Genomic DNA, 14,484 nt, shown 5'->3' with positions numbered 1-14,484 from the left:
ATCAGAAGTGTGTGTTAACGCTCATGAACCACGTCCGGCCCGGTTCGTTATAGGTGCGCGCGCCTGCGCCCGCCATATAGTTCCCGGTCACGATATCGCCCGTGGTCTGGGCATTCCCTTCACGCCATAAACGTTTGTCAAAGACGTTATCCACGCCGCCGGTCAGGCTGACGTTTTTCGTCACATCCCAGGTCGCACTCAGGCCGACGATGCTGTATGGGCTGACTTCACTGGCCGAGCTACCGGTAACGGGTTTACCCTGGTAATCGTATTTTTTCGGCTGCTGTTTGCCGTACCAGGTGAAGGTGGATTGCAATGACAGATCTTCACGTGCCTGCCAGCTCAGGGTCGAGTTCAGCGTGTATTCAGGAATAATCGACAGACGCTCGCCGGTCTCTTTATTCTTACTTTGCAGCATGTAGGTGATGTTGTTAGTCCAGTTAACGGTTTCGCTAACCGGCACGTTCAACGTCCCTTCCAGACCTTCAACTACCGCTTTAGGAATGTTTTCCCACTGATAGATATCGGTATAAGTCGTTTTCCCTTTGTTGGTGATAGACGTTCTGTCGAACGGGACCGTACCTGCTTCAATCTTGTTACGGTAATCGTTGCGGAACCAGGTTACCCCAGCCAGCCAGCCGTCGCGCTTGAACTCCAGACCAATCTCTTTGTTGATACTGGTTTCGGCCTTCAGATCATCGTTGCCCATCATGTAGCAACCAATACCGGTCGCGGATCCGGTGGCGTAGCAACCCTGACCTTTACTGTACAGAATGTAGTTCGGGTTGAGCTGATACAGGCTTGGCGCTTTATAGGCGCGCGCAATCCCCATCTTCAGGGTGAAGTCATCGCCCAGACCTTGGGAAAGGTTCAGGGACGGACTCCAGTTATCGCCCACAATGCTGTGATGATCGAAACGCAAACCCGGCGTCAGCATGGTGCTGTCGGTCAGTTCCATGTTGTTTTCAGCAAACAGAGAGAAAATCTCTGCGTCTGAGTACGGGCTGCGGTTGGTGCTGCTGGACCCTGGAATATCACCGCCCATAAAGGTCTGCGAATTGGACAACATGTCCTTCATGCGCTGCTGGTTCCATTCGGTACCGAGCGTCAGATTTTGGTTAACCAGCAGATCTAACGGAATGCTGATTTCACTGTGCAGCATGACGTCACTCAGGTCGGCGTCGAGGTATTTTTGTGATGCATTCGGGTCGAAAATCCCTTCGGTACCCCCCGCCAGGCCCTCCGGCGTACGGGAGTTACGCGTATGTTCATACTGCACCCAGTTACTGGTAGTGACGCCGTTATCCCAGCCGCCGTTCCAGGTCAGAGAGTAGTTCTGGCGGTAAAGACGGTTGGTCTCTTTCCCGTAGTTATCTTTCACCAGTTGGTTGGTGTTGGTGTTTTGGGTATCGCCCGCATACAGGTTGCCCTGACGGCTATAGCCAGCTTCCAGTTCCAGTGACTGGAGCGGGGCGAAATCCCAGCGAACCACGCCGTTAATGTCTTTGTTGATCACCCCTTCACGACCGGCCGGTAAAGTATTTGAATACGTGCCGGTACGTTCTGACTGATGACCCTGGTTGATATCCCACGCGTCGGCCTGGGTTTTATCGAGATTACCGTACAAACGGAAGCTGAAATCCCCGCCCAGCGGACCGTTCAGGCTAAAGTTGGTGCGTTTGGTCGAACCTTCGTCTTTATGTTCCGGGGCGTTGAAATAGGTATCCCAGGAGCCGTGCCATTCGTTGCTGCCTTTTTTGGTGATGATATTCACCACGCCGCCCGCCGCACCGTTGCCATAGCGTGCCGCGGCAGGACCACGCAGCACTTCAATACGTTCGATCATTTCCGGAGCAACCCATGCGGTATCGCCGCGGGTATCACGCTCGCCGCGCCAGCCCTGACGCACAGAGTTACGGCTGGTTACCGGTTTGCCGTCGATCAGAATTAGGGTGTTTTCCGGCCCCATGCCGCGAATATCGATCTGGCGGTTGTTGCCGCGTTGACCGCTGGTTGAGTTACCGGTCAGGTTGACGCCTGGCATGGTACGGATGATTTCCGACACATCGCGAGCGGGAGGATTCTTACGAATTTCATCAGCGGTAATGGTTGAAACGCCCGGTGCCTGAAGGTTCTGCTGGGCGGCGGTAACCACGATGGTGTCTTCATGAGAGACAGCGGCGCTATCGGTTTGATCTTCTGCCATCGCTGGCAGGGCTACCCCGTAAATCCCTAAATTGACCAATAAGGCCAGTGAATGAATCTTGTTGTTCATTGTATGTCCTGCTGTTCTTTTAGCCACGAGTACCAATGTGCCGTGGTGCGGCATTTGGTCTGATGTCGCCCGCATCCGCGTAAACCCTCCATTCCAGAAAAAGTACGCAGCGCCAGGCCGGTTTATAAGTGGTGAAAAACTGTGCGCGCTTCCCACAGCGCGACAATACGCTATTGCAAATGCAAATAGTTATCAATAATATTATCAATATATTTCACGCTAGATCATAAAATTTGACAATAAACATGGGGTTATGGCGGTGACGACGTTAAAGATGGGAAGCGAGGCGTGGTGGCAGTCAAAAAAAGGCCCGGAGTGGGAGCGTGAAGACAACGGAAATTATCGGGTAACCTTCTGGTGGCGCGACCCGCAGGGAACGGAAAAAGAGTCAGCCATTCATCGCGTATGGGTCTATATCACCGGCGTCACCGACCACCATCAAAATGCCACCCCGCAGTCGATGCAACGCATTGACGGAACAAATGTTTGGTGCTGGAGTGTTTCCCTCAGCGCCAACTGGCGCGGCAGTTACTGTTTTATCCCAACAGAACGAAATGATATTTTTGCCGCGCAGACGCCGGGCGAAGCGCCTGACCGAACCGTGCTGCGTGAAGGCTGGCGGCAATTGTTGCCGCAGGCTATTGCCGATCCCCTCAATCCGCAGAGCTGGCAGGGCGGTCGTGGCCATGCGGTGTCTGCGCTGGAAATGCCTGATGCACCTGTACAACCGGGATGGGATCGACCTGAAAACCCCGACTCACCCGCAGTTTGCCTGCAATGGCGTAGCGCCAGGCTCGGTAATACACGCCGCGTGTGGGTGTTTACCACTGGTGAAGCCCAACCGGAAGCGCGTCCGCTGGCTATCCTGCTGGACGGACAGTTTTGGGCACAAAGTATGCCGGTCTGGTCTGCGCTGACTTCACTCACCCATCGCGGACACCTCCCGCCCGCCGTTTATCTCCTGATTGATACCATCGACACGGCTCACCGCAGCCGCGAACTGCCGTGTAATGCGGATTTTTGGTTGGCAGTACAGCAGGAGTTATTGCCGCTGGTGAAGACCACGACCGCGTTCAGTGACGACCCGCAGCGTACCGTCGTCGCTGGGCAAAGTTTTGGCGGGCTGTCATCGCTGTATGCCGGGCTGAACTGGCCCGCGCGCTTTGGCTGCGTGCTCAGCCAGTCGGGCTCTTATTGGTGGCCGCATCGCGGTGGTCATCAGGATGGGGCGATCGTTGAGCAACTGAAGAGCGGAAAGATAAGCGCCCAGGGGCTGCGTATTGTCCTGGAAGCCGGGATCCGCGAGCCCATTATTTATCGCGCAAATCAGGCGCTATATGCCCAGTTACCCTCTGCACCACAGTCTATTTTCTGGCGTCAGGTTGATGGTGGACACGATGCGCTTTGCTGGCGCGGCGGACTGATGCAAGGGCTGATCACGCTCTGGCAACCGCTTACCGACACGATTTAACCGGACGATGTTCCACGACAGGAGTTGAGTATGGAATTCAGTAACCCCTTCGATAATCCGCAGGGCCAGTTTTACATTCTGCAAAATCCCCAACGTCAGTTTAGCCTTTGGCCGCAGCAATGCTCACTTCCTGTTGGCTGGACGGTCGCGTGCGAACCCCAATCACAGGAAGCCTGCCAGCAATGGCTGGATGCAAACTGGACCACGCTGACGCCAGCGAACTACGTCGATGTGCAGGAGGCTCCATGACTCAACGTTTACCGTTAGTTGCGGCTCAGCCGGGGATCTGGATGGCGGAAAAACTCTCCACATTGCCCTCTGCGTGGAGCGTGGCGCACTACGTAGAATTAACCGGCGAACTGGACGCACCGTTGCTGGCGAAAGCGGTAGTGGCGGGTCTGGAGCAGGCCGATACTCTAAGGATGCGGTTTAGCGAAGATAACGGCGAGGTCTGGCAATGGGTAGACTCTGCGCTTGCCTTTGCGCCACCAGAAATTATCGATCTGCGCGAAAAATCCGATCCGCATGCGGCAGCGCACGCCTTGATGCAGTCAGACCTGCAGCAGGACATCCGTGCTGATGGCACTAAGCCGCTGGTTTTTCACCTGCTCATTCAGGTGGGAGAAAAGCGTTGGTATTGGTATCAGCGTTACCATCATCTGCTGGTTGATGGCTTCAGTTTCCCGGCCATTACCCGCCAGATAGCCGCGATTTACCGCGCATGGCTGCATGGCGAGCCCACGCCGGAATCACCTTTTACGCCATTTTCTGAGGTGGTGGAAGAGTATCAACAGTATCGGCAAAGCGATGCCTGGCAACGCGACGGCGCCTTCTGGACCGAGCAGCGAAAGCAACTCCCACCTCCTGCTTCGCTGTCTAACAAACCCCTGCCAGGGCGGTCGGCCAGCGCGGATATTATTCGTCTGAAGTTAACCGCGCCTGAAGGGGAGTTTCGCCGGCTTGCGGCACGTATGCCAGACGTTCAGCGTGCGGATCTGGCCCTTGCGCTGGTGGCGCTGTGGCTCGGACGTTTATGCAGCCGAATGGAATATGCCGCCGGGTTTATCTTTATGCGGCGTATGGGCTCGGCGGCGCTCACGTCCACCGGACCGGTTTTAAACGTCCTGCCATTTGGCGTGCAGTTGAATGCGGCAGAAAGCTTGCCTGCACTTGCCCAACGACTGGCCGCACAGTTGAAGAAAATGCGCCGACATCAGCGATATGATGCTGAGCAAATTGTTCGCGACAGCGGGCGCGCAGCCGGTGCCGAACCGCTGTTTGGCCCGGTACTGAACGTGAAAATATTCGACTATCAACTGAATATTCCTGGCGTTCAGGCGCAAACCCATACGTTGGCGACAGGTCCGGTGAACGATCTGGAGCTGGCGCTGTTCCCGGATGAAAACGGCGGGCTGAGTATTGAAATCCTGGCCAATAAACAGCGCTACGATGCCGCGACGCTGGCGCAACATGCATCACGTTTAACCGCGCTTATCGCGCAGTTTGCCGACAATCCGTCGCTATGCTGCGGCGATGCCGGGATGCTGTTGCCGACAGAACATGAGCGGCTGGCGAAGATTAACGACACGACCGTGGCGATCCCGTCCACCACGCTGAGCGCGCTGGTGGCACAGCAGGCCGATAAAACGCCGGATGCCCCGGCGCTGGCTGATGCCCGCTATCAGTTTAGCTATCGTGAAATGCGCCAACAGGTTGTGGCGCTGGCGCGCCGCCTGCGCGAGCGTGGCGTACAGCCTGGTGACAGCGTTGCCGTGGCATTACCGCGTTCCGTGTTCCTCACGCTGGCGCTGCACGGTATTGTTGAGGCGGGAGCCGCCTGGCTGCCATTGGATACCGGATACCCGGACGATCGCCTGCGGATGATGCTCGAAGACGCGAAGCCAAAATTGTTGATCGCGACCGAAGAGCAACTGGCGCGCTTTAGCGATATTCCGGAGCTGGAAAGTCTGTGCTACAACGCGCCGCTGCCAGAAGAGGATGCTGCACCGCTGGCGCTATCTCAACCTAATCATACGGCCTATATTATTTTTACTTCCGGTTCTACCGGCAGACCAAAAGGGGTGATGGTTGGGCAAACCGCCATCGTTAACCGTTTGCTGTGGATGCAAAATCACTATCCACTGACCGCGGATGATGTGGTGGCGCAAAAAACGCCGTGCAGTTTTGACGTCTCGGTATGGGAGTTTTTCTGGCCGTTTATTGCCGGGGCAAAACTGGTCATGGCAGAACCTGAAGCGCACCGCGATCCGCTGGCGATGCAGCAGTTCTTTGCGCAGTCAGGGGTGACGACCACGCACTTTGTTCCCTCTATGCTGGCCGCTTTTGTTGCTTCACTGACGCCGGAAACCGCGCGGGAGAGCTGTGCCTCGCTGAAACGGGTATTCTGCAGCGGCGAAGCCTTACCTGCAGATTTATGCCGCGAATGGGAACAGTTGACTCATGCGCCACTGCACAATTTATACGGGCCAACGGAAGCGGCAGTCGATGTGAGCTGGTATCCGGCCTGGGGGGACGATCTCGCTGCCGTAACGGGCAATAGCGTGCCGATTGGCTATCCGGTATGGAATACCGGTTTACGGATCCTGGACGCCATGATGCGCCCGGTGCCCTTTGGCGTGGCAGGTGATCTCTATCTGACGGGGATCCAACTGGCGCAAGGATACCTGGGGCGAGCGGATCTAACCGCGAGCCGCTTTATCGCCGATCCATTTAACCCTGGTGAACGCATGTACCGTACCGGGGATGTGGCGCGCTGGCTGGAGAATGGCGCAGTGGAATACCTCGGGCGCAGCGATGACCAGCTTAAAATTCGCGGACAGCGCATTGAGCTCGGTGAGATTGATCGGGTGATGCAGCAGCTGCCAGATGTCGAACATGCCGTTGCCCACGCCTGCGTATTCAACCAGGCGGCGGCGACAGGTGGCGATGCACGACAGTTGGTGGGGTATCTGGTGTCGCAATCGGGGTTACCGCTGGATACGTCTGCATTGCGGGAAACTCTGCGTGAAAAACTGCCTGCGCATATGGTGCCGACGGTATTGTTGCAACTGGCGGAGCTGCCGCTGAGTGCAAACGGTAAACTGGATCGTAAAGCGCTGCCGATGCCGCAGTTGACGTCGCGTACGTCAGGACGTGCGCCGCGAGCAGGGACTGAAACCGCCATCGCGCAGTCTTTTACGGCTTTGCTGGATTGCGAGGTTAATGACGTAGAGGCTGACTTCTTTGCGCTTGGCGGACATTCGCTGCTGGCGATGAAACTGGCAGCGCAGTTGAGCCGGATTTTTGAGCGTCAGGTAACGCCTGGGCAGATAATGGTGGCTTCTACTGTTGAACAACTGAGTGCACTGCTGGAGAGCAATGATGATGAACAGTCGCAGCGTCTGGGATTCGAAACGCTGCTGCCGCTGCGTGAAAGTCATGGCCCAACGCTGTTTTGCTTCCATCCGGCGTCGGGTTTCGCCTGGCAGTTTAGCGTGCTGTCGCGTTACCTCAGTCCGCAGTGGTCGATTATTGGCATTCAGTCGCCGCGACCGGATGGCCCTATGCAGACGGCGGAAAACCTTGATGCGGTATGCGAACATCACCTGGCAACGCTGCTCAGCCAGCAGCCTCATGGTCCCTATTATTTATTAGGCTACTCGCTGGGGGGGACGTTGGCGCAGGGAATCGCCGCACGCTTACATGCCAGAGGAGAGACAGTTGCATTCCTGGGGCTTCTGGATACCTGGCCGCCGGAAACGCAAAACTGGCAGGAAAAGGAGGCCAATGGGTTGGATCCCGCGGTACTGGCCGAGATCGAGCGTGAACGTGAAGCGTTTCTGGCAGCGCAGCAGGGGAATGCGTCAGAGGCCTTATTTAATGCTATCGAAGGCAACTACGCCGATGCGGTTCGCCTGCTCACCACGGCACACAGCGTGCCGTTTGCTGGTCACGCCACGCTGTTCGTTGCTGAGCGCACCTTAGTGCCGGGTGTCAGTCCTGAACGCAGTTGGTCACCGTGGATATCCAGTCTGGATGTATATCGTCAGGACTGCGCGCATGTCGATATCATAACCCCTGAAGCGTTTGAGAAGATTGGGCCTGTCATGCGTGACCTGCTCCAAAATATCCAATAAACGTCATCGGGTCAGCGTGTTAAACGCTGACCCGTGTAGTCATCCCTATAGAGATGACTGGGTATGAATTTTCGGTGTACGCCCAAGCGGCACCACTAACGGCGTTCCGGCAACCGGATCGTCGATAATCATACAGCGCAGACCATAGATTTTTTCAATAAGCTGCGCTGTGACGATCTCCTTCGGCGCACCCTCGGCAACAATTTTTCCGTCACGCAGCGCAATCAGATGTGTCGCATAGCGACACGCCTGATTAAGATCGTGCAGAACGGCGGCCAGCGTATACCCTTTCTCCCGGTTTAGCTCACTCAGCAGCTCCAGCAGATCGATCTGATGGCTGATATCCAGCCAGGTGGTAGGTTCGTCGAGCAGCATAATCGACGTTTCCTGCGCCAGCACCATCGCAATCCATGCGCGCTGGCGTTGTCCACCGGAAAGGGTATCCACACTTTGTGACGCAAGATGAGTGATTCCCGTCGCCTGCATTGCGTTTGAGACCGCGATTTCATCCTCATTTCGCCAGCGAGTAAACAATGGCTGGTGCGGGTAGCGCCCACGGGCAACCAGTTCCTGTACCGTAATATCACCTGGCGTGGTGGCGTTCTGCGCCAACAAACCTATTCTGCGAGCAACCTCTTTGCTGGCATAGTGCTGGATATGCTCGCCGTCGAGCCAGACCTTACCGTGCGCGGGCGTCATCAGACGACTAAGCGTGCGCAGTAGCGTTGATTTTCCGCAGCCGTTTGGCCCGATAATTGCGGTGAAGTGACCGTCTGGAATCGACACATTGAGGTTTTCCGCTACGGTAAATTTGCCATAACCCAGCGTTAACTGGTCGCCACGCAAACGGGCTACTGATTCGATCATTTTTTGCGGGACTCCTGAATTAACAAGACGATAAGATAAATACCGCCGAGGCTTACGGTGACAACGCCCACCGGAAGCTGATAAGGCATAAACAGCTGTTGGGCGCATAAATCCGCCATCAACAGCAGCAACGCGCCACACAGCGCCGACAGGGTTAATCCCCAGCGCGATGTGCCGCTAATCCGCCGCGCGATATGTGGGGCGACAAGGGCAATAAACGAGATAGGGCCAGCCAGCGCGGTGGCGGCAGCGGTCAGTACAACCGCAACCAGCATCATCATCAGGCGTGAGCGCTCTACGCTGACGCCAAGCGCACAGGCGCTGTCATCACCCATTTCCAGTAAACGCATCCGGCGCACCAGCAGCGTGGCGCACACCAGCATAAGGATAATCAGCGGGGCAGAAGGCCAGGTTTTGGCCCAGGTCAGGCCATTGAGCGATCCGGCGTTCCACAGTCCGGCGGTCAGCGCGGTTTCTAATGATGCCTTCAGCAGTAGCCAGGTGTTGAACGCAACCAGCATGGCGCGTATGCCGATCCCAATAATAATCAGCCGGAAGGTGTCGATACCATTGCGCCAGGCGAGCGCCCAGACCACCAGAGACGTCAGGACCCCGCCAACCATGGCCGCAAGCGCGATAGCGGTGAGATGCTGTCCGAACAGCACCATTGCCACCAGCACACCGCTCCAGGCACCGGTATTGAAACCCATCACATCCGGGCTGCCCAGCGGGTTGCGCATCAGCGACTGGAATATTGCACCGCTCACGCCGAGCGCCGCGCCAATCAATAGCGCCATCAGCACGCGTGGCAAACGCCATTCGGTCACCACCAGCGTAATACTGCGCGGCGCATCGCCAAGCAGGGCTGCAATAATTTGCTGGGTTTCCAGCGTCACGACGCCGCTACGCAGGCTCCACAAGCCAACGGCGAGACAACCTACAACCAGCAGCAGGCTGCTGACTATCAGGCGGCGGGAGAGGTGCATCATGCGCCACCCCCGCGCGGTTTCCGGCGTACCAGAAAGATAAGCACCGGCGCGCCGATAAATGCGCTGACCACTGAAACGCGCAGCTCGCCGGGGACAATCAGGCGACCGATGATATCGGCAATTAGCAACAGAGAGGGGGTTGCCAGCAGGGTAACGGGCAGCGACCAACGGTGATCTGCCCCCACCAGCCAGCGCGCCATATGCGGCATCATCAGGCCGATAAAGGCGATAGGGCCGACAATCGCGGTCGCACTGCCGCACAGTACGGTAATCACCAACAGGCCAATAAACTGCGTGCGAGCGACTTTGCTGCCAAGCGCGGTGGCGGTGTCGCTCCCGAGGCTCAGGCTATTCAGAGCACGGCTAAGGAACAACGCGATAGCCGCGGCAATCAGTACCGGCACCAGGACGACCTTCAGCGTTTGCAGGCTGCGGATATCCAATGAACCGGCCTGCCAGAAACGCAACTGATCGTAGACATCCGGGTTGAGCAGGGCGATTCCGGTGGATAATCCTTCCAGCACCGCGCCCAGCGCAACGCCCGCCAGCGTCAGGCGTACCGGGCTTAACTGCCCGCCGCCCTGGCTGCCGGTAAAGGCCACTATAAGCGACGCGACCAGCGCCCCGGAAAAGGCCATCAGCAGTTGCTCTTGCGCAGAGGAAAAACCGAACAGCGCGGCTCCCAGCACAATAGCGAAGCTGGCTCCGGAGTTAACGCCCAGAATGCCGGGATCGGCGAGAGGGTTACGCGTGAGCGTTTGCATTAATGCGCCAGCCAGACCCAGCGCCCCACCGGCGAGCAGCCCCGCCAGCGTGCGCGGCAGTCGCGCGTCCAGCACGATGGTGCAATCAGCGCTTTGACAACTGCCGGTAAGTGCATCCAGCACCACGGAGGCAGGTAGCGACTTGGCGCCAATAACCAGACTTAATACCGTGGTGAGAACAAGTAATAACAATAGTCCGGGCACGGCGAAGGCACGTGTCGCGGAAACAGAGCATGACATATCAACTTCCCTGATAATGATAGTAATTATCGTTATCGATCTTATTTGGATATGTTAGCATGTGCAGCCATCGAATGGATATTGAAAAAGTACCTGGTAAGGCTCTGTAATGAATCGACAATCCTGGCTGCTCAATCTCAGCCTGTTAAAGACCCACCCTGCATTTCGCGCCGTCTTCCTCGCCCGTTTTATTTCCATTGTCTCTCTGGGGCTACTCGGCGTGGCGGTTCCGGTACAGATCCAGATGATGACCCAGTCGACCTGGCAGGTCGGTTTGTCAGTAACGTTGACCGGCAGCGCAATGTTTATTGGTCTGATGGTGGGCGGGGTGCTGGCCGACCGCTATGAGCGTAAAAAAGTGATCCTGTTGGCTCGTGGAACCTGCGGAATCGGCTTTATTGGTCTGTGTCTGAATGCGCTGCTGCCCGAACCGTCGTTACTGGCGATTTATTTGCTTGGCTTATGGGACGGTTTCTTTGCCTCGCTGGGCGTGACCGCGTTGCTGGCGGCTACACCGGCGCTGGTTGGGCGGGAGAATTTGATGCAGGCCGGGGCGATTACCATGTTGACGGTACGCCTGGGTTCGGTTATTTCGCCGATGCTTGGCGGGGTATTGCTCGCGACCGGTGGCGTGGCGTGGAACTACGGTCTGGCGGCGGCGGGCACTTTCATTACCTTGCTGCCGTTGCTGAGCCTTCCCGCGCTGCCGCCTCCGCCGCAGCCGCGCGAGCATCCGCTAAAATCACTGCTGGCAGCATTTCGCTTTCTGCTTGCCAGCCCGCTGATTGGCGGCATTGCACTGCTTGGCGGTCTGTTGACTATGGCGAGCGCCGTGCGCGTGTTGTATCCCGCGTTGGCGATTAACTGGCAAATGTCGAGTGCGCAAATAGGTCTGCTGTATGCGGCCATTCCTCTTGGCGCGGCGGTGGGCGCGTTGACCAGCGGACAACTGGCGCACAGCGTTCGTCCGGGACTGATCATGCTGGTATCGACCGTGGCTTCGTTCCTGGCTATCGGTCTGTTTGGGTTGATGCCGATCTGGGAGCTTGGCGTTGTCTGCCTGGCGCTGTTCGGCTGGCTGAGTGCGGTCAGCTCTTTGTTGCAGTACACCCTGTTACAGACGCAGACGCCAGAAGCGATGCTCGGGCGAATTAACGGTTTGTGGACTGCGCAGAACGTTACAGGAGATGCGATCGGCGCGGCGCTGTTAGGGGGATTGGGGGCGATGATGACACCGGTTGCTTCGGCAAGCGTAAGTGGGTTTGGGCTGGTGATTGTCGGTCTGCTACTGCTGCTGTTGCTGGGAGAAGTGCGCCGATTCCGACAAATGCCTGTGAATGCCGGATAGCGTTGTCTTCTACGGTTTGTAGGCCGGATAAGGCGTTAGCCGTATCCGGCGCTGGCGATTAAAAGAGAGCTGACAGACGTTGCAGCAGCAAGGTCGCGCTGTAGTAGTCGAGACGGAAGGTTTCCGTACCCAGGGCGTAAACACGTTTATTCTGCACGGCAGGCAGATGCGCCAGCAGCGGATTAGCATAAATGGCGTCGGCATCTTTGTTGTCGCCAGCGAACAGGAACAGCGCTTCGCCGTTCAGGCCTGCCGCCAGGTTCTCACCGCCAAGCTGGATGATATCGTGGCGTTTGCCCTGACTCTGGCTGGTGTGCAATCCGGCAGGCAGCGGTGCCAGGGTGAAACCTAACTGCTCCATCAGCTTGCCCTGCGCCGACTCAGGCGTCCACAGGTTGGCGCTGTGCGCTGCAGCGGTGTACACCAGCGCGCTGACCGGTTGCGGCGGCAGGGTAATACGCTGCTTTACCGCCTGCAGTTGCTTATCAAACTCGGCAATACGCGCAGCCGCCTGTTGCTCCTGACCGGTAATTTCACCTAACTGCGTCAGCAGCGACTGCCAGCTTTTGTCGTCGTAATTAATGATTAGCGTTGGCGCAATGGTGGACAGCTGATCGTATAGCGCGAGGGCTGAATCTCCCCCGGTGGCGCTGATCAGAATCAGATCCGGCATTTGCGCCGCCACGGCCTCAGCGCTCGGTTCGCCGATATACAGGCGGCTCAGTTTGCGCGCTTTTGCCACTTCGCTCCACTGGCGTAAAAAGCCCTGTGCATCGCCGATGCGATTGTTCGGCGTAGTGGCGCCGCTGGCGATGACCGGGGCATCAATTGCCAGCAGCGAGCCGGTGAGGGTGACGCTGGTGGAGACAATTCGCTGTGGCTTATGTTCCAGCGTATGCGTACCACGACTGTCGGTAACCTGACGCGGCCAGTCGGCGGCATAACCTGAAGAAATTCCTGAAATAGACAAACCTGCCAGTAAGAGCACGGTGCGGCAAAAAGAGGGGAGACTCACGAATCAGCATCCTGTTATCAGTATAAGTAATGCTTCTCATTTTCATTGTTAGTGGACAAGGATGCAAGCCAAAGTCGCACATTGTGCTGCCACAAGAGTTGACATACCGCCGCTTTGCTTTTAGGTTAGCGACCGAAAATATAAATGATAATCATTATTAGAGCTTTTATCATTTTTGGAGGATGATATGGAAACGTCACTGGCCGAGGAAAAAACGCAGACTATGCCGACGCTCGCTCCCGACAGTTTTTTCTTTATGTCGCCGTACCGTAGTTTTACGACGTCAGGATGCTTCGCCCGCTATGCGGAACCGGCAATTGATGGCGATTCGCCAGACAGCCCTTTCCAACAAAAAATGCATGCACTGTTTGCTGATGCCAAAGCGCAGGGTATCGCTAACCCCATCATGGTCGGGGCGATTCCTTTTGACACCCGCCAGCCGTCATCGCTGTTTATTCCCCAGTCATGGCAGACGTTCTCCCGAACGGCGAAGCAGCAATCATCTCGTTACTTTAACGCGCATCAGTCGCTGAACGTTGTTGAACGTAAATCGATCCCGGAACAGAACTTCTTTGAAGATATGGTCGCTCGCGCGGCTGCGCTGACGGCAACCCCGGAAGTCGACAAAGTGGTGTTGTCACGCCTGATCGATATCACCGCTGATGCCAATATTGACAGCGGGGCGCTGCTGGAGCGCCTGGTGGCGCAAAATCCGGCGAGCTACAACTTTCACGTTCCCCTTGAAGACGGTGGCGTATTGATTGGCGCCAGTCCGGAACTGCTGTTACGCAAAGAAGGCGATCGTTTCAGCTCATTACCGCTGGCAGGCTCGGCACGTCGTCAACCGGACGATGTGCTGGACCGTGAGGCGGGCATCCGCCTGCTGGCGTCCGAAAAGGATCGCCATGAGCACGAACTGGTGACGCAGGCCATGAAAAATGTCCTGCGCGATCGCAGCCGTGAACTGCAACTCCCTTCTTCTCCGCAACTGGTCACCACGCCTACGCTCTGGCACCTCGGCACGCCGTTTGAGGGTAAAGCCAACGCGCAAGAAAACGCCCTGACGCTCGCGTGCCTGCTGCATCCGACGCCTGCGCTGAGCGGCTTCCCGCATCAGGTTGCGCGCAAACTGATCGCCGAGCTGGAGCCGTTCGATCGCGAACTGTTCGGTGGCATTGTCGGTTGGTGTGATGCCCAAGGCAACGGCGAATGGGTGGTGACGATCCGTTGTGCGAAGCTGCTGCGTAATCAGGTACGTTTCTTTGCCGGTGCCGGGATTGTTCCGGCCTCGTCTCCGGTTGCGGAATGGCGTGAAACGGGAGCCAAACTCTCCACGATGTTGAATGTTTTTGGACTGCATTAAGAGCCTTATTGACCAG

The 14,484-nt window shown here is 56.9% G+C and carries 10 protein-coding genes; 5 read left to right on the top strand and 5 right to left on the bottom strand.

Annotated features, from left to right (window positions below; translation table 11 throughout):
- Window position 1: 1 nt before the first annotated feature.
- A complete protein-coding gene (locus HVZ39_RS18215; protein WP_181632798.1) occupies window positions 2-2,275 on the bottom strand; it encodes a TonB-dependent siderophore receptor in 2,274 nt (757 codons plus the stop codon).
- 253 nt (window positions 2,276-2,528) lie between these two features.
- Here HVZ39_RS18215 and fes point away from each other — a divergent pair, with 253 nt between their 5' ends.
- From fes to entF, 3 genes are read left to right on the top strand one after another with little or no spacing between them, the layout of a single operon-like run.
- Window positions 2,529-3,746 carry an enterochelin esterase gene (gene fes / locus HVZ39_RS18210; RefSeq protein WP_181632797.1) on the top strand — a complete coding sequence of 406 codons (1,218 nt, stop codon included), beginning with the start codon at window positions 2,529-2,531 and terminating at the stop codon, window positions 3,744-3,746.
- A 30-nt stretch (window positions 3,747-3,776) separates the two neighbouring features.
- Entirely contained in the window at window positions 3,777-3,995 is a 219-nt protein-coding gene (locus HVZ39_RS18205) for an MbtH family protein (protein ID WP_053388568.1), read from the top strand.
- Window positions 3,992-7,882: an enterobactin non-ribosomal peptide synthetase EntF gene (gene entF / locus HVZ39_RS18200; RefSeq protein ID WP_181632796.1), complete on the top strand. Its 3,891-nt coding sequence runs from the start codon at window positions 3,992-3,994 to the stop codon at window positions 7,880-7,882. Before HVZ39_RS18205 ends, entF begins: the two co-directional genes overlap by 4 nt.
- Window positions 7,883-7,927: 45 nt before the next feature.
- Here entF and fepC read toward each other — a convergent pair whose 3' ends face one another.
- From fepC to fepD, 3 genes are read right to left on the bottom strand one after another with little or no spacing between them, the layout of a single operon-like run.
- Window positions 7,928-8,749: an iron-enterobactin ABC transporter ATP-binding protein gene (fepC, locus tag HVZ39_RS18195; RefSeq protein WP_016152192.1), complete on the bottom strand. Its 822-nt coding sequence runs from the start codon at window positions 8,747-8,749 to the stop codon at window positions 7,928-7,930.
- Entirely contained in the window at window positions 8,746-9,738 is a 993-nt protein-coding gene (gene fepG / locus HVZ39_RS18190) for an iron-enterobactin ABC transporter permease (RefSeq protein ID WP_016152193.1), read from the bottom strand. Before fepG ends, fepC begins: the two co-directional genes overlap by 4 nt.
- Window positions 9,735-10,742 carry a Fe(3+)-siderophore ABC transporter permease gene (gene fepD / locus HVZ39_RS18185; protein ID WP_047358072.1) on the bottom strand — a complete coding sequence of 336 codons (1,008 nt, stop codon included), beginning with the start codon at window positions 10,740-10,742 and terminating at the stop codon, window positions 9,735-9,737. Before fepD ends, fepG begins: the two co-directional genes overlap by 4 nt.
- A 109-nt stretch (window positions 10,743-10,851) precedes the next feature.
- On the opposite strand from fepD, the gene entS reads away from it, so the two are divergent.
- Window positions 10,852-12,090, top strand: a complete 1,239-nt coding sequence (gene entS / locus HVZ39_RS18180) for an enterobactin transporter EntS (RefSeq protein ID WP_181500120.1) — start codon at window positions 10,852-10,854, stop codon at window positions 12,088-12,090.
- Between the two features lie 58 nt (window positions 12,091-12,148).
- Here the strand turns inward: entS and fepB are convergent, their stop codons facing one another.
- Entirely contained in the window at window positions 12,149-13,105 is a 957-nt protein-coding gene (gene fepB / locus HVZ39_RS18175; RefSeq protein WP_016152196.1) for a Fe2+-enterobactin ABC transporter substrate-binding protein, read from the bottom strand.
- Between the two features lie 187 nt (window positions 13,106-13,292).
- On the opposite strand from fepB, the gene entC reads away from it, so the two are divergent.
- Window positions 13,293-14,468 carry an isochorismate synthase EntC gene (gene entC, locus HVZ39_RS18170; protein ID WP_016152197.1) on the top strand — a complete coding sequence of 392 codons (1,176 nt, stop codon included), beginning with the start codon at window positions 13,293-13,295 and terminating at the stop codon, window positions 14,466-14,468.
- The last annotated feature ends 16 nt before the right edge of the window (window positions 14,469-14,484 follow it).

It is taken from the genome of Citrobacter sp. RHB35-C21 (assembly GCF_013816515.1).
GTDB classification, from domain to species: domain Bacteria; phylum Pseudomonadota; class Gammaproteobacteria; order Enterobacterales; family Enterobacteriaceae; genus Citrobacter; species Citrobacter braakii.
This window is presented reverse-complemented; position numbering and strand designations above follow the sequence as displayed.